At 61.0% G+C, this 16,888-nt stretch carries 19 protein-coding genes and 1 pseudogene; 12 read left to right on the forward strand and 8 right to left on the reverse strand.

The annotated features are described in order from the left end of the window. Positions 1-11 precede the first annotated feature (11 nt). The 3 genes from IYW40_RS05925 to IYW40_RS05935 form a co-directional block, all read right to left on the reverse strand. Complete coding sequence (locus tag IYW40_RS05925; RefSeq protein WP_196399793.1) at positions 12-710, reverse strand: sel1 repeat family protein; 699 nt, start codon at positions 708-710, stop codon at positions 12-14. A gap of 124 nt (positions 711-834) precedes the next feature. After that, the gene (locus IYW40_RS05930) at positions 835-1,602 is read right to left on the reverse strand and encodes a glycerophosphodiester phosphodiesterase family protein (protein WP_196399794.1); all 768 of its coding nucleotides are present in this window, start codon (positions 1,600-1,602) and stop codon (positions 835-837) included. Beyond that, complete coding sequence (locus tag IYW40_RS05935) at positions 1,599-2,078, reverse strand: RidA family protein (RefSeq protein ID WP_175092904.1); 480 nt, start codon at positions 2,076-2,078, stop codon at positions 1,599-1,601. The genes IYW40_RS05930 and IYW40_RS05935 overlap by 4 nt, the downstream gene beginning before the upstream one ends. 108 nt (positions 2,079-2,186) lie before the next feature. On the opposite strand from IYW40_RS05935, the gene IYW40_RS05940 reads away from it, so the two are divergent. From IYW40_RS05940 to IYW40_RS05955, 4 genes are all read left to right on the forward strand, one after another. After that, positions 2,187-3,008 (forward strand): cell envelope integrity EipB family protein, encoded by an 822-nt coding sequence (locus tag IYW40_RS05940; protein WP_196399795.1) that lies wholly within the window; start codon positions 2,187-2,189, stop codon positions 3,006-3,008. 101 nt (positions 3,009-3,109) lie between these two features. Further along, positions 3,110-3,679 carry an arginine decarboxylase, pyruvoyl-dependent gene (locus IYW40_RS05945; protein ID WP_196399796.1) on the forward strand — a complete coding sequence of 190 codons (570 nt, stop codon included), beginning with the start codon at positions 3,110-3,112 and terminating at the stop codon, positions 3,677-3,679. Then, positions 3,676-4,596 (forward strand): agmatinase, encoded by a 921-nt coding sequence (gene speB / locus IYW40_RS05950; RefSeq protein ID WP_196399797.1) that lies wholly within the window; start codon positions 3,676-3,678, stop codon positions 4,594-4,596. The genes IYW40_RS05945 and speB overlap by 4 nt, the downstream gene beginning before the upstream one ends. 127 nt (positions 4,597-4,723) lie before the next feature. Further along, the gene (locus IYW40_RS05955; protein ID WP_196399798.1) at positions 4,724-5,287 is read left to right on the forward strand and encodes a hypothetical protein; all 564 of its coding nucleotides are present in this window, start codon (positions 4,724-4,726) and stop codon (positions 5,285-5,287) included. A gap of 21 nt (positions 5,288-5,308) precedes the next feature. Here the strand turns inward: IYW40_RS05955 and IYW40_RS05960 are convergent, their stop codons facing one another. After that, on the reverse strand, positions 5,309-5,830 hold the full coding sequence (locus tag IYW40_RS05960) for a hemerythrin domain-containing protein (RefSeq protein WP_196399799.1): 522 nt from the start codon (positions 5,828-5,830) through the stop codon (positions 5,309-5,311). Between the two features lie 56 nt (positions 5,831-5,886). Next, positions 5,887-7,959 carry a catalase gene (locus IYW40_RS05965; RefSeq protein ID WP_246720675.1) on the reverse strand — a complete coding sequence of 691 codons (2,073 nt, stop codon included), beginning with the start codon at positions 7,957-7,959 and terminating at the stop codon, positions 5,887-5,889. A 503-nt stretch (positions 7,960-8,462) separates the two neighbouring features. Here IYW40_RS05965 and IYW40_RS05970 point away from each other — a divergent pair. The 3 genes from IYW40_RS05970 (at position 8,463) to IYW40_RS05980 (ending at position 11,000) form a co-directional block, all read left to right on the forward strand. Then, positions 8,463-9,383, forward strand: coding sequence for an HAD family phosphatase (locus IYW40_RS05970; protein ID WP_196399801.1), 921 nt, complete (start codon positions 8,463-8,465; stop codon positions 9,381-9,383). Continuing rightward, the gene (locus IYW40_RS05975) at positions 9,380-10,321 is read left to right on the forward strand and encodes an aminoglycoside phosphotransferase family protein (protein ID WP_196399802.1); all 942 of its coding nucleotides are present in this window, start codon (positions 9,380-9,382) and stop codon (positions 10,319-10,321) included. Before IYW40_RS05970 ends, IYW40_RS05975 begins: the two co-directional genes overlap by 4 nt. 163 nt (positions 10,322-10,484) lie before the next feature. Then, on the forward strand, positions 10,485-11,000 hold the full coding sequence (locus tag IYW40_RS05980) for a superoxide dismutase family protein (RefSeq protein WP_196399803.1): 516 nt from the start codon (positions 10,485-10,487) through the stop codon (positions 10,998-11,000). A gap of 128 nt (positions 11,001-11,128) precedes the next feature. Here IYW40_RS05980 and IYW40_RS05985 read toward each other — a convergent pair whose 3' ends face one another. After that, positions 11,129-11,929 (reverse strand): SDR family NAD(P)-dependent oxidoreductase, encoded by an 801-nt coding sequence (locus IYW40_RS05985; RefSeq protein ID WP_196399804.1) that lies wholly within the window; start codon positions 11,927-11,929, stop codon positions 11,129-11,131. Positions 11,930-12,249: 320 nt separating this feature from the next. Here IYW40_RS05985 and IYW40_RS05990 point away from each other — a divergent pair, with 320 nt between their 5' ends. The 4 genes and pseudogenes from IYW40_RS05990 to IYW40_RS06010 all read left to right on the forward strand — a co-directional run bounded on the left by IYW40_RS05990 (position 12,250) and on the right by IYW40_RS06010 (position 15,462). Continuing rightward, a complete protein-coding gene (locus IYW40_RS05990) occupies positions 12,250-12,618 on the forward strand; it encodes a copper resistance CopC family protein (protein WP_196399805.1) in 369 nt (122 codons plus the stop codon). 491 nt (positions 12,619-13,109) lie between these two features. Next, positions 13,110-14,237 (forward strand): CopD family protein, encoded by a 1,128-nt coding sequence (locus IYW40_RS21700; RefSeq protein ID WP_348644241.1) that lies wholly within the window; start codon positions 13,110-13,112, stop codon positions 14,235-14,237. Between the two features lie 79 nt (positions 14,238-14,316). Continuing rightward, positions 14,317-14,412: pseudogene (locus tag IYW40_RS06000) on the forward strand (IS481 family transposase); the annotation flags it as partial. A gap of 885 nt (positions 14,413-15,297) precedes the next feature. After that, positions 15,298-15,462: a hypothetical protein gene (locus IYW40_RS06010; RefSeq protein ID WP_196399824.1), complete on the forward strand. Its 165-nt coding sequence runs from the start codon at positions 15,298-15,300 to the stop codon at positions 15,460-15,462. Positions 15,463-15,495: 33 nt separating this feature from the next. On the opposite strand, the gene IYW40_RS06015 is transcribed toward IYW40_RS06010, so the two are convergent. Further along, positions 15,496-15,876 (reverse strand): PRC-barrel domain-containing protein, encoded by a 381-nt coding sequence (locus IYW40_RS06015; RefSeq protein ID WP_196399808.1) that lies wholly within the window; start codon positions 15,874-15,876, stop codon positions 15,496-15,498. Between the two features lie 373 nt (positions 15,877-16,249). On the opposite strand from IYW40_RS06015, the gene IYW40_RS06020 reads away from it, so the two are divergent. After that, positions 16,250-16,675 carry a universal stress protein gene (locus IYW40_RS06020; protein WP_196399822.1) on the forward strand — a complete coding sequence of 142 codons (426 nt, stop codon included), beginning with the start codon at positions 16,250-16,252 and terminating at the stop codon, positions 16,673-16,675. A gap of 3 nt (positions 16,676-16,678) precedes the next feature. Here IYW40_RS06020 and IYW40_RS21400 read toward each other — a convergent pair. Next, a partial coding sequence (locus tag IYW40_RS21400; RefSeq protein ID WP_210327205.1) for a hypothetical protein occupies positions 16,679-16,888 on the reverse strand: 210 nt, incomplete at its 5' end.

Below are 16,888 nucleotides of genomic sequence, written 5' to 3' on the forward strand. Positions count from 1 at the left end.
GCCGCGGCGAGTCACATTGACGTCAGCGCGCGGCGGGAAAAATCGCAGGCGGCGAATTCTGAGTCGAGCCTGCAGGATTTCCTGTAGGAGCGACGCGCGAGGGCAACGCTTTTCTTTACGCCCTCGCCGTTGCGGTACGCTTGTCCGAGCATAGCGCACCCCCAATGATCGGTTTTGTCGCAGGCGATCTTAAAGCTGCGAAATTGACAGCGCTCCTTGGCCTTTGCCGACAGCGACTCGAGCGGATCGCCCTCTTCGGCGGCGTTGCGCATATGCGCGGCGCGGTTGGTGCAGCCGGAGGCCTTGCCAAGCGCGCAGGCCATTGCGAACATGAGCTGCGCGTAGCGCGGCGCGATGACGCTTTCGTTCTCCTGAAGCGCGAGCGCCAACCGGAAGCAGTGTTCGCCGCTGCGCTTGCCGATGCAGGCTTGATAGCATTCCTCAGGGCGGGCTGCGCAGTGATCGCGGGTGACCGCTTCATCTCCCAGGAGCAATCCGCCAAGCGAGGCTTCCTTACGGTAGACGTCCGCCGGGCAGGTGCGCGCGCTGGATTGCAGCGTCTTGTCGCGATCCATTTCGACTGTTGCGCGGCGGGCGCCGTCGGCGTCGAAGGATCCGTTTTTCACGTCGGCGACGGCTATGCCGACGCCCAGCATTCCCGCTATTCCGATGGCTAAAACATAGCCAGCCCGGCGTCCGCGCTGTCTCATGGCGATCGTGCTCCCGTTTACCTCGGGCGCTTCACCGTGCGATGCGATTCGCGTCCGATCGGCACTGCTAACAAGGATTGGCGCTTGGGCGGATGCGGCGGCGCACGCCGCGCGATTCGAACGCTTATGGCGAGAAGCCCTCGAAGACGATCTGATCGGTCCATTCCCGCGCCCGCGCCGCCATCTCGGGCGAGCGCACGGTCCAGGTCGTTACGGGAATCTTGAGCGCGTCGCGCAGCAGCAGCGGAATCGCATGCGGAAGATCGCGCACGCGCCAAGACAGGAAATCCGGCAGCGTGCGCTTGTAGTGCAGAAAGTGCGTGAGCTCCGCGCGCTGCGCGCTCGACAGCTGCGGCCAATCATCCGCGTCGTAATGCGCCTCGCCGACGATGCCGAGCGGCCGATGCGCGATCCCAAGCGCCGCGGCGCGCGCGCGAAGAAACGCGATCTGATCGGGATCGAAACTTTCGACGGCGACTGGCCCCTCGTAATGCGCCAGCGACTGCGCCAAGCGCTGCGCGACGGTGGTGTCGCCATCGAAGGCGCTCTTGATCTCTACAATGATCGGCGTTCGTCCGCCGATCGCGGCGAGAAACTCGGAAAATCTCGGAATGGCGTCACTGGCGCCGCGCAGCCTCAGACGACTGAGCTCATCCGCGCTGTGCTTCGCGACAGCGCCGGCGCTTTCGGTCAGGCGCTCCAGCGTCTCGTCGTGAAATACGACCAGTTCGCCGTCGGCCGTGAGCTGCACGTCGCATTCGACGCCAAAGCCCGCGGCGATCGCCGCGCGGGCGGCCGAAATCGAATTTTCGATCACGCCCTTGCGGGCGTCGTGCAGTCCGCGGTGCGCGATCGGCCGCGCCGTCAGCCATGAAAAATCACGGGAGTTCACGGAAGAATCTCGAAGATTCCTTCCACTTCGACCGCGGCGTCGAGCGGCAATTGCGCGACGCCAACGGCGAAGCGCGCATGTTTGCCATTCTCGCCCAGCACGGCGGCGACGAGATCGGAAGCGCCGTTGACGACTTGCGGCAGCGAAGCGAAGTCGGGCGCGCTGTTGACATAGCCGCCGAGCCGCACGGCGCGCAGTTTCGCAAGATCGCCGACGGCGGCGTTGGCTTGGGCGAGGACGTTGAGCGCCGCCTGACGCGCGGCGGACTGCCCGGCCTCAAGCGAAACGCCGGCGCCGAGCTTGCCCTGATGCGCCGGATCGACGCCATTGGGGCCGAGCGGCAGCTGTCCCGATATGAACAGCAAAGCGCCCGTGCGCACAAAAGGAACATAGTTGGCGACCGGCGCGGCCGCGGCGGGCAGCGTCAGTCCCAGCTCTTTCAGCCGCGCGAGCGGGGTGTCGGACGATGCGGTCATAGCGCCTCTTCAAAGAGAAAGTCGTTGCTCCCAATGACGCGCGACCCTAGTTTCCTACTCCACGCGACGCAATGGCGTCGCAGGCGCCGCCACACAGAAAGAGGTCCAATGATTTCGTTACGCGTGCTGGCCGCCGCGATCTGCGCGGCGACGCCCGTCGGCCAGGCGTTCGCCGAGCGCGCATTGCCGCTCGCCAATCATCGCGCTGTTTATGATCTGAGCCTGTTGAAATCGAGCGGCGCGAAGGCGCCGGCGCAGGCGCGCGGCCGGATCGCCTTCGACTTTTCCGGTTCGGCCTGCGAGGGCTATGTGCAGAATTTTCGCCAGATCACCGAGTTGCAGCCCTCGGAAGGGGCGGCCAAGCTCTCCGACATGCGGTCGGCGACATTCGAGGGCGGAGACGGCGCGGACTTTCGCTTCAAGGTGGAGACCAAAGTCGACAATTCGCGGACCGATGAAGTCGACGGAAAGGCCAAAAAATCCGCCGACGCCCGGCTTGCCATCGATCTTGCAAAGCCAAAGCGCACGCGACTGGAGCTGGCGGGTCCGATGCTCTTTCCGACGGAACATTTGCGCAAGATCGTGGAAACGGCCGCGGCGGGCGAACAGCTGCTCGAAGCGCGGGTCTTCGACGGCACGGGCGACGGCGAGAAGGCCTTCGATACCTTAACGGTCATTGGCAAGCCGACGACCGAGCCGCCCCAGGAACAGGTCGCGCGCGTGAATGCGCTCAACAATATCCGTCGCTGGCCGGTTGCGATTTCCTATTTCGACCTGGGCAAGAAGGACGGGCAGCCGATTTATGTGCTGTCCTTCGACCTTTATGAAAACGGCGTCTCGCGCGCGCTGAAGCTCGACTATGGCGACTTCGTCTTGCGCGGCGACATGACGGATCTCGTCTTGCAGCCGACGCCGGCCTGCAAAAAATAGCGCGGTCTGCTGTTGGTTTTAAGGAACGCCGCCAATCGGCGTGGCAGTCTAGCCCGCTTGTCCTAATTGAAGCTTTGCGGCTTTTGCTAGGAGCGCGTTCGATGTTTCCTATTCCGCAATGCGTCTTTCTCACGCGCGGCGTCGGCGTTCACCGCCATCGTCTGACGGCGTTCGAATATGCGCTGCGCGACGCTGACATCGAACAGCAGAATCTCGTGGCGGTGTCGTCCATTGTGCCTGCGGGATGCGAAGTCGTTCCGGTGGAGCGGGGCGTCGCGACGCTTCAGCCTGGCGAAATCACGTTCACGGTGCTTGCGCGCGCTGAGACCGACGAGCCCGGACGGCGCATCACGGCAAGCATCGGCCTCGCGCGGCCAAGGGAGCCGACGCTCTACGGCTATATTTCGGAACATCACGGCTATGGCATGACGGAGCGCGAGAGCGGCGATTATGCGGAAGATCTCGCGGCGACGATGCTTGCTTCAACGCTCGGCATCGAATTTGATCCGGACGCCGCCTGGAACGAGCGCAAGAAGGTCTATGAAACAAGCGAACTGATCGTCGAGAGCCTGTCTTTGACCGCGGCGGCCGAAGGCGCTCCGAACGGCGATTGGACCTGCGCGGTCGCCGCGGCGGTGTTCCGCTTCGTCAAACTCGACGGTTTGCCATGAGCGGGACGCCGACTTTCGCCGCTCTGCCGACCTTCCTCGGCGTCGCCCCGCGTGCTGACGCGGCGGTTGTCGTCGCCGGCGTCCCGTTCGACATCGGCACGACCAACCGCAGCGGCGCGCGCTTCGGGCCATCGGCGATACGTCACGCCAGTCGTATGTTGATCGACGGCGCGCATCCCGCGCACTGGACCTCCCCCCTCGATCTGCCGCTCGCCGACGTTGGAGATTTCGCCATCGCGCTGGGCGACATCGCCGCAAGTCTCAAGCTCATCGAGGAGCAGGCCTCAGCCTACGCACATCTTGTGACGCTTGGCGGCGATCATGGAATCACGCTGCCTCTCTTGCGCGCCTGCGCGAGAAAGCGTGGACCGCTGGCGCTGATTCATTTCGACGCCCACGTCGATACTTGGCCCGATAATTTCGGCCAGCCCTATGCGCATGGCTCGATGTTCTATCATGCGATCAATGAAGGCGTCGTCGATGCGCGCCGCATGATTCAGATCGGCATTCGCTCGCCGGTGCAACGCGAAGTCTACGACTGGACGCTTGGGCAAGGCGTCACGATCGTCGCCGCGCAGGAGGCGCATGAGAATGGGCCAGCGGCGATCGCCTCGCGGATCGTCGAAGTCGTCGACGACGCCCCGGTCTATTTGACGTTCGACGTCGACGCGCTTGATCCGGCCTTTGCCCCCGGGACCGGCACGCCGGAAATCGGCGGCCTGGCCACTTGGCAGGCGCAGTCGATCATCCGCAAGCTCGCCGGTCTGAACTTTGTCGGGATGGACGTCGTCGAGGTGGCGCCTGCCTATGACGTTTCCGAAATCACCGCGCTCGCCGGCGCGACGATGGTCTGGGAATACCTCTGCCTGCTGGCGGCCACGGCGGGTTCGCCCCACTCCGCCGCGAGATCTCCTTAGCTCCCTCGCCAGCGTCAATGCGGCTCTTGCCAAGGGCCGGCCTTCGGCAGCACTCTGCCCTGAACAGCCGCGATGCGGCGGGCCGCTTCGAAGCGGATCGAGGCGTGCAAGGCGAGGGGAGGGCGGCATGTCCAGTGCGGAGCGGCGGGGGCGAGAGGTGGTCGGCGTTTTCTCGGACGGCTATGTGCTCGAGAGCGCTGTCGAGGAATTGTTGAATTCGGGGTTCGATCTCGGCGACATCAGCCTGCTTGCGGGCGAAAAGGCGATCGTCCGCAAGCTCGGCCATACATATGAAAAGGTGGAGGCCGCCGAAGACGACGGCGCCGCCCCGCGCGTGGCCTATGCGCCAAGGGAGTCTTTGAGCAAGAAAGAGGGCGTGATCATTGGCGGTCTTGTCTATGTCGGCGCCACTGTGGCGGCCGGCGCGGCGCTCGCTTCCGGCGGCGCCCTCGCGATGCTTCTCGTGAGCGGCCTGATCGGCGCGGAATTTGGCGGCCTCATCGGCGTCGTGCTTGGCGAATTCATGGAGGAGCGTCACGCGAAATATCTCCAGGAGCAACTTGACCATGGCGGCTTGTTGCTCTGGGTGCGAACGCGGAACGCTGCGCTTGAGGAAACCGCCAAGCGCATTATCGCCAAACATTCCGGCCGCGACGTGCATGCGCATGACGTGCCAGCCGCCGCGGCGTGAATGACGTTGAAGCGGCCGCGATCAGGCCGCTTTTTTCATCAGTTCGGCTTTACGCTTCGATAGCTTCACGCCCAGGGCGTCGAGATCGACATCGCTCTTGCGCGCCTCGGGAAACATTTCCTGCTCTTCTTCCTGGACATGGTGCATGACATATTCGCCAAGCACCTTGACCTTTGCGTCGAACAGATGGTCCTTCGGCGACATCGATCGGATCTCGGCGATCAGCTGTTTGGCGCTTGCGTGCTCAACTTCGGCTTCGTCGAGAAGCTCGTCGTCGTCGATGCTCTTGCGCAGCGCCGGATAGAAGATCTCCTCCTCGATCTTGGCGTGAACCGTCAGCGCGGCGCAAATTTTTCGGGCGAGCTCTTCCTTCTCGGTTTCCTTATCGAGCTTTTCGTACTGTTTGAACCAAGTTTTCACCTCTCGGTGATCCTCCCTCAGGAGCTTGATGGCGTCCGCCGTTTTGGAGGCGCTGGCCGACGTCTTCGCGCCCGTTCGGTGCTTCGACCTTTTCGTGCTGCCGCCCGTGCTTGCCGTTGGCATTTTGGTTCTCCTGTTGCGCGGTTGTTAACTTGGCTGTTCTGTCGTGCGTGACCGCATCACGCATCCAGATCGACCGTCAGTTCTCTGGGCCAGTAACGAAGTTCGGCGCAGGCCGCGATGAACGCGGCCGCGTCCTTGACGGTCGCAAGCTGAATGCACGCTTCATCCAGCGCGTCGGCGACGCCGGCTTTCTCCAGCAGCGGCAACGCGCTCTCGGTGAAGCCGATGAACTTGCAGTGCGCGAAGGCGTCGCTTGCAAAATCGCGCGCGGCGGCATCGGCGACGAGATCGGCGACGCCGGTCTCCGACGCGACGATGGCGACGGCGTCGTAGAGCACCGACGGACCTCCGTCGATCTTTTGCGCGGCCGGCTGCATGGCGCCGTCGTCAAGCACCACGCCGCCGATGTGGGGCGCGACAATCTCGTAGACCGCTCCGATCTTTTCGACGGCCTCGATCAGCGCCTTCAACAGCTTCGCATCGGCGCCGTCCGTCGCGAGAATCCCGAGCTTGCGCCCCGTGAAGGATTTTGGATGCGCCAAAATGCTCAATGGCGTGGACGGGGGAAGCTCTTGCCGAGTCGGGCGCGCGGCCTTCGCCGGATCGGGCATTTCAAGCCGCAAGCCGTCAGCGACGCGCGTCGCGAGCGCAACGTCAATGTTTAAGAGATGCGAGACGACTCGGGAGCGAACGTCCGGGCGCTCGCATTTGCTCAGTTCGAATACGAGCGCATCGCCGATGTGTTTGCGCTCGATGGGCGCTTGGCTGATGAAGAATTGCCGCGCCTGGCTGTAATGATCGGCGAAGCTTTCGGAGCGACGTCTCGTCTTCGGCCCGGCCACTTCTTCCGGGAATGACGTGAAGCCGCGCTCGGGATTCTCGCGCGGTCCGCCGAGCGCGCCCCAGCTGTTGGGTTCGTAATTGACGCGGCCCTTCGGGTTCTTCATCGCCATATGCCCGTCCTGTTGGAAATGCGCCATCGGGCAGCGCGGCGCATTGACGGGAAGATGGGTGAAGTTCGGGCTGCCGAGCCGCTTCAACTGTGTGTCGAGGTAGGAGAAGTTGCGGCCTTGCAGCAGCGGATCGTCGCTGAAATCGATGCCAGGAACGATGTTCTGCGTGCAGAAAGCGACTTGTTCGGTTTCCGCGAAGAAATTGTCGACCGTTCGGTCGAGCACGAGGCGCCCGACGACCTGCACCGGAATCTGCTCTTCGGGAATAATCTTGGTCGAGTCGAGAACGTCGAATTCGAAACGATCGGCGAACGCGTCGTCAAAGAGCTGAAGGCCGAGCTCCCATTCCGGGAAATGTCCGCCCTTGATGGCGTCCCAAAGATCTCGCCGATGAAAATCGGGATCGGCGCCATTGATCTTGACCGCTTCGTTCCAAAGCACCGATTGCAGACCGAGCTTCGGCTTCCAGTGAAATTTGACGAACGTCGACTTGCCTTCTGCGTTGACGAAACGGTAACTGTGAACCCCAAAACCTTCCATGAAGCGGAAGGAGCGCGGAATGGCGCGATCCGACATGATCCACATGATCATGTGAAAGCTTTCCGGCGAGAGCGAAACGAAGTCCCAGAAGTTGTCATGCGCCGTTTGCGCCTGGGGGAAGCCCCGATCAGGCTCAGGCTTCGCGGCATGGATCAAGTCCGGAAACTTGATCGCATCCTGAATGAAGAACACCGGGATGTTATTGCCGACGAGATCCCAATTGCCTTCCTTGGTATAGAATTTCACCGCGAAGCCTCTCACGTCGCGCGCGAGATCGGCGGATCCCTTACTGCCCGCCACGGTGGAAAATCGCACGAAGACTGGCGTCTGCTCGCCCACCCGCTGGAAAAGATCCGCGTGCGTGACGTCCGCGAGAGATTTCGTGAGTTCGAAATAGCCGTGCACGCCGAATCCCCTTGCGTGAACGACGCGTTCCGGGATGCGCTCGTGGTCGAAGTGGAAGATTTTTTCGCGGAAATGGAAGTCTTCGATGAGGCTCGGACCGCGCGCGCCGATGCGTAGCGTATTCTGGTCGTCCGAGACGGGAATGCCCTGTTGCGTCGTGAGCGTCTCAACCGCGGCGTTGGCGGTCTGGTGCGTTTCACCGCCGTCGCCTTGCGGCTGCGCGTAAGACATCTCAGTCTCGGCCGCGACAAGATCGGGCTGCTCGGTTTGGCTCTTTACAGTGTTCGCCATGGCGGATCCGCTCGAGGACGACGGTTTGCGTTTTGACCCCATAGGTAAACTCCGAAGAAGCGGCGATTGGACGCGAGCGCACGGGAGCGAAACCTCGGGCGATCTGACTTGTTCCCCGGGGAGCTCTCGAAGCCAAGAGAAGCGCAAAGCGTCAGAAGCGCAGAGCGTCGAAGACGTTTGATACGGGGGACGGGTCCGCCCGCTCGTTGGACCACGCCGAGCGTAATCTTCGCGCGTGATCGCGCGAGAAGGATTTTAGCAATAAGGGCTGTCGCTTAAGCGCATCGGCGCCACATAGGACGGAGTGTCCGCCATCAAGCGCACGCCGACCGCGGGCTCTCGTCTGGTTACAGCAGGCGCGATCATCATGTCTCCGGTCTCAACGCGATAGCTCGCCGCCTGTGTAACGACGAAACGCGGCGACAGAGGATGGAGGAGCGGGGATGGCGCTTAGGGAGCAGATCGACGAGGAGCTCAGGGCGTTTTTGGCGGAGACCAATTTCACCGGAGCCGGCGCGCTCATAACCGACCTTGACGGAACCGCGGTGCATGAGTTTGAAGGCCGCATCGTCATCCCTGATCCGGTCGCGTGCGGATTAAAGCGCCTCAATGATCTCGGCCGCCCCATTGTGCTGAACACGCTGCGGTTTCCGCTGAACGTCATCCGCACCTTCGGCCGCGAGTGGTATGCGATCACCAATGCGCCCTTGCCGCTCGTCTCGCTCAACGGCGGCGTCGTCGGCTATCTCAGAGAAGATACGGCTGGAGACATCGTCTTCGAGGAGCTCGATGCTTTTCCGCTTGAGCCGCTGGAAATTGACGAGGTGCTGACGGGCGTGCGCGGGCTGCTTGCGAACGGCGTCGATGACCTTCTTGTCTTCTACTACACGCGCGACTGGACGCTGGGCGAGACGATCTGGACGCCTGTCAGGGAGAAGATCCTCCATCTTCAGGCAAAATACACGAGCGCGTCATCGATCGTCTGCCTCTCGCTGGATGATCTTCGCGAGTCCTTGATGGCCCAGGACATCTGCATGATGTTTCTGCTTGTCGAAGCCCCGCAGGATCGCCTGATGGCCTATCAGCACGTCAAGCGCTCGAATTTCGCGACGCGCAAGGGCGTCGACAAATTGTTCGGCGTGCGCGCCATTGCGGAGCGGCTCGGCGTCGACCTGCAGGCCTCTGTCGGCTGCGGCGACACGCAGATGGATTCATTTCTTTCCGGCGTCGGCCTTGCTGTCCATGTCGGATCGCGCGATCTGGAACATAAGGGTCTGCTGCGGACGGTGAAGATTGAAGGCTCCCAGGAGCTTGGCGAACTGCTGTTTCGCCTTGGCGGCCTGCAGAGCGAGGCGCTGCAATGACCGCTGCGCAAGAAGCGCCAATCGATCCGCGCAAGGCGCGATCCAATGCGGGCAAAATTATCGAGCATCACCTCGGATCGAAACCAAAGCGCATCGTGGCGCGCGGCGGCGGCCTCACCAATTTCGTGTTTGAAGTCCGTCATGCGCAAGGCGATTTCATCGTCCGCATGAACACAACGCCGGACAAGCTAAAGGATTATCTTAAAGAGCAATGGGCCATCGCCAAGGCCAGCGAGGCTGGCGTGCCGACCGCGAAAATTCTGGAGGTCGGCGCCGACATCATCGGCATGCCTTATATGGTGCTTCCGAAGGTCGAGGGGCAGGAGGCGACGCATCATCCCGAACGCCTCGCGATTCTGCGGGAGATGGGACGTCTGACCGCTCTTATCCACTCGGTGAAGACATCTGGCTTTGGCCAAACCTTCGATTGGTCGGGCAATCAGCTCTCGCGCAAAGAGACCTGGAAGGAGTATCTGCACGGGGAATTGAAAATTGAAGCGCGCGTCGACCTGCTCGATGCGCAGGATATGCTGGACGCCGGCCAGCTTAAACGTCTGAGATCGGTCGTTCGCGACATGGAGCGCTGGGACCCATCGCCCGTCCTCAATCACGGCGACATGCGGCTAAAGAATGTGGTCGCCGACGCCTCTGGCGCGATCACGGCCGTGATCGACTGGGAATGCTGCGCCTCCAATGTTGCGCCCTACTGGGATCTTTCGATGGCGCTTCATGATCTCTCGGTCGACGCCAAGCAGGAATTTCTGATGGGCTATGGGCTGAAGGAGGAGAAGGTCCGCGAAATGGCGCCGATTATAAAGGCGATCAACCTCATCAATTACGCGCCCTATGTGGAGCGGGCCGCTGCGGAAAAGGACAAAGCTCGGCTTGAACAATATCGCACGCGCTTGTCTGGGGCGCTGGATCTATATTCGCTCTGACCGAATTCATTCTGTATCCAGTCGCCCTTTATACATCAGTGTCGAAGAGCCTGGAACTGTGCTGGCGCGCCAGATATCATGCGACGTGGCGACGACTTGCAATGAGCCGTCCGACCCCAACAGACCGTAGCATCGCCGGTTCGCGAACACATGAGAGGGAAACATGTTCGACAAACTTGTCCTCGCCTTGGTTTCAATTGCGCTCATCACGGGCTTCGCAAGCGCGGAGGAGCGAACCGCCGATGTCGTCGACAACAAAGGGAAGGGGATAGGCTCCCTCGAGGTCAAGCAGGGACCGCATGGAGTCGTTCTTCGCGTTATGCTGCGGCCGGGCGCGCTCGCGCCGGGATGGCACGGCGTCCATCTGCACGAAGTTGGCGACTGCTCCGACATCGAAAAATTCATGCACTCGAAAGGCCATATCAATCCGTCAAATGCCGAACATGGGTTCCTCAATCCCAAGGGGCCGCACCCGGCGGATCTGCCGAATGTCTATGCATATTCCGATGGCTCCGCGCAGGCGGAAATGTTCATCGACGGCGTGTCCTTGAGCGGCGGCAAGATCAATCTCCTTGACTCGGACGGATCGGCGGTCGTGGTGCATGCGAGCCCTGACGACCACATGTCGCAGCCGATTGGCGGCGCCGGCGCACGCGTCGCCTGCGCCGTGTTGAAATAGCGTCGGCGCGATGCGCGTGGCGGAAGGAGTGTGGGCAGCCATAGATTTCGGCCCGGCCCAGGTTCGTCTCACAAGATTGCGCCGGGCCGATACGCCGAACGCGCCATCAAAATCGATGATGCAGGCCACTAGCGCCGCGCAGAATCCGGCTTGGCCATCCTGCGATGCTGTTTGGCGAGGAAGGTCGCGGGCATAGCGTGTATGAACGTCGCGGAAATCTTGTTCCTCCATCCGCTTACGACGTGCGCCTGGCCCTGCATCATCGCGTCAAAGCCGTCGCGCGCGACGTCAGCCGCATTCGCCTTCCTGGCCTGCCCGACGCGGGTATCCAGCATGTCGGCGCGGCGAAAAAAGTCCGTTTCGGTCACGCCCGGCATAAGCAAGGAAACCGTAACGGTGGTGTCCTTCAGTTCGTTCCTCAGCGCGAAAGCGAAATTCTCGAGAAACGCTTTGGTGCCATTGTAAACGGCCTGGAAGGTTCCCGGCACCATGCCGGCGATCGAGCCAACGATGAGAATGCGTCCAGAGTTTCGGTTTCGCATGTCGCGGCCAAATTTCTGGATCGCATAGACGGTTCCGGTGATGTTGGTGTCGATGACATCTCGAACCTTTTGAAAATCCTGATCGAGGAAGGCGTTGCCCAGTCCAATGCCCGCGTTGGCGATGAGGACGTCAACGGGCCGGCCGAATTGCTGAGCTGCGTCATAAAGCCGATCGACGCCTTCGATCGTCGAAAGATCAGCTTCAATCGCGACAACGCTCGCGCCTCGCGCTTGGAGACTTGCGGCGGCGTCATATATGCGCGCCTTATTGGATGCGATTGCGACATCAAAGTTATTGACGACGCAAACTTGCGCCAGTTCGAATCCGATGCCGACTGAAGCGCCGGTGACGACCGCAAGCGGACGGCCGCTGGAAGTATGATCCATAACGCCCTCCTTTTAGGGGATACATACAACCTGTTTCTGAACTGGCTCCCCCATCGACATCGACAATAGGCGCGCGCACTTTTCCTTTCGTTCGTCGATCATCAAGCTTGCTCTAAGGCGACGACAAAGGTCCGCATCAAGGCATGAACAACGAGAGCGAGCGGGCGAACGACCTGCAGGGTGGGGTGCGCTTTCGGCGGCAAATGCTCGGAGAGACAGCGCAACAAACATCGGCGGTGCCCCGCTTGCCGGTATACGCGCGCGACTTAGATGCAATGACGTTGACGGCCGAAGGCGCTGGTTTTCAACTGGGGCTCACAATGATCCTACGGAAAAAAGTATCTTTTCTTCTGTCGCTTATCCTAGCGTTCGCGCTTGTGCGCGCTCCCTGCCTCGCGCATGCGGCTCTGATCTCGGCTTCGCCTCAGGATGGCGCAACGGTTCCAAGCGGAGAAGTCGTCATACAGCTTCGGTTCAATAGCCGCATCGACTCGAAGCTTTCGCGTCTCACGCTTCTCAAAACCGCAGATCAAAGCGTCGTTCAGCCTCTCGAAACGAGCCCCGTATCGGAGGGCCTAAAAGCGAGAGCGCCGGATTTGCGGTCGGGCGCGTATACGCTCGAGTGGCAAATCCTGAGCCTTGACGGCCACCTGACGCAAGGCAGGCTGAATTTTCGCGTGGAACGCTGATTATGCAATCGTTCATCGCGTTGTACAGTTTCTTGGACCTCGTGCTGCGCGCCTATCTCCTCGCGACGCAATCGATCGTTGTGGGCGGCGTAGCGTTTCTGACGCTCGTTCTGTCTCCTCTTGACGGGAAGCTAGACGTCGAGGAGGCGCCCATTGCACGACGTTGCCTTCGCATTCTTTTTTGGAGTTGCTGTGCTTCGGTCTTAGGCGAGATCGTCGCCGTGGGCGTGCTGACGGCGATGCTCGTTGGAACGTTGCAGGTGGATTTTGCGGTCGCAGCCAGCGCCGACGCCGTCGTCAGTCACGTCATCGCCATGATCCTGTCGGGCGCGCTGGCGCTTTACGCTCGCCTCGACGCCCGCAGCTTTTTCATGTGGAGGGGGGGCGCCGTCGCTTTAGCGTTGCTGCTGGTTTGTGCGCATGTGGGCGTGACACATGCGGCGAGCCGTCCCGTCGCCTCTGCGTTGCTGGTGACGACCGAGATTGTGCATGTGCTTGCAGCGGCGATCTGGATCGGCGGCATTCCGTTCTTTTTGGTCGCGCTCGCAATGACGAAGAGCGGCGAGGCGCGGCGATTGATCGCCTCCAAATTCTCGCGGAACGCCATGTGGGCCGTGGGAGCATTGATTGCTGGCGGGCTTTTGATGATGACGCGCCACACTCCCGATCTCAGCGCATTGTATGAAACGAATTACGGAATGCTGCTCACCACCAAAATCGTGCTGCTGTTTGGCTTGCTTTGCTTTGCCGCCGCAAATCTTTCGACAACGCGCAAACTTTGGCGCGCTTCTTCCGCTCCGATCAGAAGATTATTGCGTTTCGCCGAGGTGGAGGTGGGACTAGGCCTCGTTACGCTGTTTTGCGCCGCCGCTCTTGCGTCCGCGTCGCTCCCAATCGACGGCGGCGCGGAGCGCACGAGTTTGTCCGAGATCACGGCTCGTTTCGCACCGCGTTGGCCGAGTTTCCATAGTCCGGCGTATGCGGAGTTGTCTGCTGCGCAATCCGTCTCCAGCGTAGCCGAACCGGGAACGTCCAGCCCACTCAGCCCGGCGGACATTGCCTGGGCGGAGATGAATCATCATTTGGCGGGAGTTTTTGTTGTCCTCATGGGCGTTTTCGCCTTGCTTGAGCGCCATCGGCCGACTGCGCCGGTAGTGCGTCATTGGCCTCTGCTATTTTTGTTGCTTGGCGGCGTTCTGGTGATTCGCGCCGATGAAACCGCATGGCCCCTCGGACCGATAGGGTTCTTTGAAAGTCTTCGCGACCCTCAGATCGTCCAACACAAAGTCATTACGCTCCTCATTGCGACCTTTGCGATATTCGAATGGCAGGTTCGACGAGGCCGCTTCAAGTCCGACTGGCCAGCCTTCGTCTTCCCGATAACAACCGGCGCGGCGGCAGCGTTTTTGTTGACGCACTATGGACACACGGAAGGCGCGGACGAGGTTCTGATCGCAATCAGTCATACGCCGATCGCATTGCTCGGGGTTGTCTCCGCAAGCGCGCGCTGGCTGGAAATACGTTTGTCGGACACCTTCGCGGGTCGAATAGGTGGTTATGTCTGGCCCATCGCATTCATGCTATCGGGCTTCTTGCTGCTGCTCTACCGAGAACAGTGACCGGTAGCAGGATGCATCCTAGGTGTTTGATCCCGGGATTTGATGGTGCAATCTTTTCCATGGAGTGGAAGGATGCGCTATGGGCCAGATTCTGCACGGGAGCGCCCGCACAACAGTGGCGGTGCGTCGAGCGATACAACATAGTCAAGAGAGCCTGAGGGCTCTGGCCAAGCGCGCGACGAAGAAGAGGACGACAGCGACAAAGGAGAGCTGGACGGCGACTATATGGACTCTTGGTTCAACCCGCCGCACCTGCCAGGCGGCAATGGCACGGTGCGGAGACCAGGCCGATGACTGACCTGAGCAACGTCAAGCCGCGGCTTCACCGTCTGCCGCTTCGCACCATCATTGCGCTGACATGTCGGTTCAAGCTCGCGCGCCTCTTCCTTTGGCTTTGCGCGCGTGACCGACGCATACGGCGGCGCCATCATGCGAATGTCTCGGCGCATCGTCGAGAGCGCCGAGCGCTGCTCCGTCAAGGCGGACGATTTGTGGAGAAGGCCGAGGCCGTGACTTACGACCGCGCCGCGATCATGCGCCGGAGGCCGGCCCAACTTAGTAGCAGCGATCGACGATTTGAACGGTGGTCGGCCTTCCGGGGTAGCGGCAAACCAGTCTTTTTGCCCCAGCAGAATAGGGGAAGCAGCGGCAAAAGGCTGCTCTGCCGGCGATTGAATTCTGGCGCGTGTGCGGGCTGTACTGCTGCGAGGGATCGTACTGACGGTAGGGCCCATATTGCACTGGCGACACAAGGGGCCGCATGATTTCTAAAAACGAGAAGGGGGCCGCTTCGGTGGCGTTAGTGAAAGCCAAGAAGCTCGCGCCTGATAGCGCGGTTGCAATCGCGAGTGCAAAGAGAGGCTTCATCCCACCCTCCACTTAAAATGTCATTCAGGCGCAGATGTACCGAGATAGCGCCCGTGTGGAGTCGAGCAAGCGAGCGCACACTTGAATCGCGCGGCAGCAAGCCTATTTGAGGCCCATGCGCCGGCGCCGCGTGCGCCGGCAATACCTTGGTTCCTCTACAGCCCGGTCAGCGATGGCCGGGCTTTTTCGTGAGATGGTCGATGTCTTCAGCACAAATCGGCGAGCGGTCCTCGCACCGAAGCTGGCCGCCATCCGCGCCGCGCTTGAGGCCGCCGCCGTCAAGTTCACGAATGGCGATGCACCTGGCGTGAGGCTGAAAAAAGCCCGCGGCTTTCACGGCCGTCCGCAAGGTGGCTAACAATCGTCTCTGTGAGAGGCGGCGCCCCACCAATTATTGCTGCCCGCCGATTTCTTGCCAATAAGGCCGAGCGCTATAATGCTGATGCACGCGCGTCTCCCACTCACGATCCATCCAGCTTTCGTCGGTGTAGTCCGGCGCGCTCTCGACCAAGTCCTGACTCACATCCGTCACGTATCCTCGACGGTCTCTGTCGTATTTCAGCGATGTCCAAGGCAACGGATGATGACCCGGATGCAGGCACATGAAGCCGCAGAAGTTGACGACCGCGTAAAGAACTCGGCCCGACGCCATATCGATCATGAGATGGTCGATTTTGCCGATTTCTTTACCGCCCGTATCGCAAACGGCCGCGCTATCGATATGCTGGCTCGAGATCAAGTTGGTTTTCCGATTTGCGGCTGCAGTAGCCATTTGCACTCTCCCTTGCGTTTGGCCGCCACCCGCCGCCTTCCAGCAACATCCCCTGCTCAGCTCTTGTTGGGAGTGGGTTGAACGTCTCGCATCAAGGCAAAAAGCTAGCGGCGTCATTTGCACCGAGAACGCATAACACCCGTGCAATGTTCCTGGGCCGCCACCCTTGTCCAGGCTGGTCCACCGATCTGTTCAAGGTCGCCGCCGGGGGCGTCGGGCACGGTTGGGCTGCCGAACGGCGGAGAGCACGACGAGCGCGTAAAGATAGATCGACGGTGAGGGTCTTCGCGGAACCATTAGATGTGCGTAGGGGACCGTTGCTTCGGCAGTAGAGCTCGGCATTTAACTTAAAGGGTGAGCCAAGGAGGCGATGATGTTCAAAAAAATTCTTGTCGCGATCGATCTCACCGAACCTGAGATGACCAAGCAGGCGATCGACAAAGCAGCGGCGCTCGCCAAGGCTTTCAATAGCGAACTCAGGCTGGTCAATGTGCAGACGCTGATTCCCATCGCCTTCCTCGACTACGTCAAGGGAAATTTCGAAAAGGATATTCGGCAAGGCCTTGAGAAGGAGATCGCGGCCCTAGCGGCTAGCATCGATCATCCGACAGGCCGAATCTCGACCGTTGTGCTGTTCGGTCCCGTCTATCAAAAGGTTCTGGCGGAGGCCGAGGAGTGGGGCGCCGAAGTCGTCGTCGTAGGCTCCCACCGGCCAGGAATGGATCGGTTTCTCATTGGCTCCAACGCCGGCGCCATCGTACACCACGCAAAGTGCTCCGTGCTCGTCGTGCGGCAGTAGCAGCTACGGGGTGCAGGATAGCCCAACCGCAACAAAGGGCGAGCATGCCATGACCGATCGACGCCCATACAACGGCGCTAGGTAGCCATAACTGCCATGGATGCCGACAAGACAACAATTGAGCGAGCGTTCGAACTTGCTCGCTCCGGAGATTGCAGAAGGGTCGGTGATATCGTCGCACGCCTTGACCGCGAAGGATACGACGGGCGTCAG

The organism is Methylocystis sp. H4A, from assembly GCF_015709545.1.
GTDB classification, from domain to species: Bacteria; Pseudomonadota; Alphaproteobacteria; order Rhizobiales; family Beijerinckiaceae; genus Methylocystis; species Methylocystis silviterrae.

Bases quoted from the DNA above. Each gene is read 5' to 3' on its own strand.
- IYW40_RS05955 (WP_196399798.1), top strand. From the start codon at position 4,724: ATGTCCAGTGCGGAGCGGCGGGGGCGAGAGGTGGTCGGCGTTTTCTCG.
- IYW40_RS05970 (WP_196399801.1), top strand. From the start codon at position 8,463: ATGGCGCTTAGGGAGCAGATCGACGAGGAGCTCAGGGCGTTTTTGGCG.
- speB (WP_196399797.1), top strand. From the start codon at position 3,676: ATGAGCGGGACGCCGACTTTCGCCGCTCTGCCGACCTTCCTCGGCGTC.
- IYW40_RS05985 (WP_196399804.1), bottom strand. From the start codon at position 11,929: ATGGATCATACTTCCAGCGGCCGTCCGCTTGCGGTCGTCACCGGCGCT.
- IYW40_RS06015 (WP_196399808.1), bottom strand. From the start codon at position 15,876: ATGGCTACTGCAGCCGCAAATCGGAAAACCAACTTGATCTCGAGCCAG.
- IYW40_RS05990 (WP_196399805.1), top strand. From the start codon at position 12,250: ATGATCCTACGGAAAAAAGTATCTTTTCTTCTGTCGCTTATCCTAGCG.
- IYW40_RS05980 (WP_196399803.1), top strand. From the start codon at position 10,485: ATGTTCGACAAACTTGTCCTCGCCTTGGTTTCAATTGCGCTCATCACG.
- IYW40_RS05925 (WP_196399793.1), bottom strand. From the start codon at position 710: ATGAGACAGCGCGGACGCCGGGCTGGCTATGTTTTAGCCATCGGAATA.
- IYW40_RS05960 (WP_196399799.1), bottom strand. From the start codon at position 5,830: ATGCCAACGGCAAGCACGGGCGGCAGCACGAAAAGGTCGAAGCACCGA.
- IYW40_RS05940 (WP_196399795.1), top strand. From the start codon at position 2,187: ATGATTTCGTTACGCGTGCTGGCCGCCGCGATCTGCGCGGCGACGCCC.
- IYW40_RS05965 (WP_246720675.1), bottom strand. From the start codon at position 7,959: ATGTCTTACGCGCAGCCGCAAGGCGACGGCGGTGAAACGCACCAGACC.
- IYW40_RS05975 (WP_196399802.1), top strand. From the start codon at position 9,380: ATGACCGCTGCGCAAGAAGCGCCAATCGATCCGCGCAAGGCGCGATCC.
- IYW40_RS05935 (WP_175092904.1), bottom strand. From the start codon at position 2,078: ATGACCGCATCGTCCGACACCCCGCTCGCGCGGCTGAAAGAGCTGGGA.
- IYW40_RS05945 (WP_196399796.1), top strand. From the start codon at position 3,110: ATGTTTCCTATTCCGCAATGCGTCTTTCTCACGCGCGGCGTCGGCGTT.
- IYW40_RS06010 (WP_196399824.1), top strand. From the start codon at position 15,298: ATGGTCGATGTCTTCAGCACAAATCGGCGAGCGGTCCTCGCACCGAAG.
- IYW40_RS06020 (WP_196399822.1), top strand. From the start codon at position 16,250: ATGTTCAAAAAAATTCTTGTCGCGATCGATCTCACCGAACCTGAGATG.